This is a genomic window from Mogibacterium pumilum, assembly GCF_002243385.1.
Taxonomy (GTDB): Bacteria; Bacillota; Clostridia; order Peptostreptococcales; family Anaerovoracaceae; genus Mogibacterium; species Mogibacterium pumilum.
Map to the genome: position 1 here is coordinate 1163277 of NZ_CP016199.1, position 1579 is coordinate 1164855.

1 protein-coding gene is annotated in these 1579 nt (G+C 45.5%); it reads right to left on the bottom strand.

The genetic code is table 11. The features are described 5' to 3' along the window. Positions 1–127 precede the first annotated feature (127 nt). Entirely contained in the window at positions 128–1300 is a 1173-nt protein-coding gene (locus tag AXF17_RS05605) for an IS110 family RNA-guided transposase (RefSeq protein WP_094234066.1), read from the bottom strand. Between the last annotated feature and the right edge of the window lie 279 nt (positions 1301–1579).

The following is a 1579-nucleotide window of genomic DNA, read 5'->3' on the forward strand; positions in this document are numbered from 1 at the left end:
TGAGACTAACTATTAAAAGTCAAGCCTGAATCGAAGAAATTCGTTCAGATAGATTAGTACCTTGAAAACTGCATGACAAACAGAGCATCCGTTAGGGTGCTCGTACAGAAAAGTGAAAGAGACTTATTTAAGAGATTCGATAAGATTCTCTAGACATCTGAAGGCTGTAGATTACGCGGACAAGTTTCTTACATGCGTGTGAAATTGCGACATAGTAGTGCTTGCCTTCAGCTCGTTTCTTGGCCAAATAAGCCTTAAAGATTGGATCCCACATACAAACGTATTTAGTTGCATTGAACAGTGCATACCGCAAATATCGTGAACCGCGCTTTTCCATGTGGGCATAGGAAGACGTCATCTGACCTGATTGATAAGTGGTTGGAGAAAGACCTGCATAAGCCAGGATCTGATCCGGATTATCAAAACGGGAGAAGTCACCGATTTCCGCAAGAATCATAGCGCCCATCCGGTTTTTGATTCCCGGAATCGTAGTGATCGGGGAATCCAGAACATCCATGATGGCATTGATGGCAGTCTCGATCTCATCGATTTCTGCAGACAAGACTTCAATGAGACGGATCGTATGCTTCAGTTCCAGAGACTTCGCAGGCAGAACCGATCCGATAGATGAAGATGCAGCCTCTCGAATAGAGATCGCCATATCTCTGCCATAGCGACCGTTTGAAGCATCGTGAAGAAGATGCTTCAAACGAGTCAGATGAGCGGCGGCGACAAAAGAAGCGCCGGGAAATTCAGAGAGCAGGGCATAGACGGAAGTCATATGAAGTGTTGGGACGAGTGGTTCCAGTTCAGGGAAGAGGATACTGACGAGCCTGGAGACGGATGTTTTCAGCTTAGCACGTTCCTGAACTTTGTCAAAACGGTATCTTGTGAGAGACTTCAGTTCTTCGTTGTGATATGATGTGTCCGAGTAGGGCTTGAGTGTCCTATCGGTAAGCAGCATCATAGCAATCGAAGCAGCATCGACTTTATCCGTTTTCGTCTTTCTAAGGCTTTGACCTTTTCTGTAAAGAGTTGTATGTAACGGGTTGATAACAAAGCTGGCTAGGCCGTTATCAAGGAGCGAGCGCAGAAGGTTGAGATGATAGTGTCCGGTAGCTTCAAGACCTACTTTTATTTCTGTCAGGTCTGAAGTCAACGACCAGATCTTCTCATAAAGCTCGTCGAATCCCCGTAGCGAGTTCCGGATGGTGAACGGAGAGAACAGGATCTCCCCATCAGAGCCGAGGATACAGCAGTCGTGCTTATCCTTGGCGATATCAATGCCAACATAGATCATAATCAGATTCTCCTTAAAGTATATTGATGCTGCTGTCGATCCACAGGGCTCTCTGCCGGATGTAACCTCGTTCTACATAAACCGTCATGCGGTATCTAACTGATTAACAATGAGACAGAGAGGCTGTGGTTGGATCCTCACTAAAACCGTCTATGCGGTAGGTGAAAAAAACCAATCCACAGCATCTTCAACAGCATAGCCTAACCTGTAGAAAAGGTAAAGAAAAGGCTATGACACTATAATACGAGGTGAATCAATAAACCACCGGCTATGCCCTGT

What these genes read in the sequence shown, in the direction of transcription:
- AXF17_RS05605 (WP_094234066.1), bottom strand. Translation starts at nt 1,300, where the DNA reads ATGATCTATGTTGGCATTGATATCGCCAAGGATAAGCACGACTGCTGT.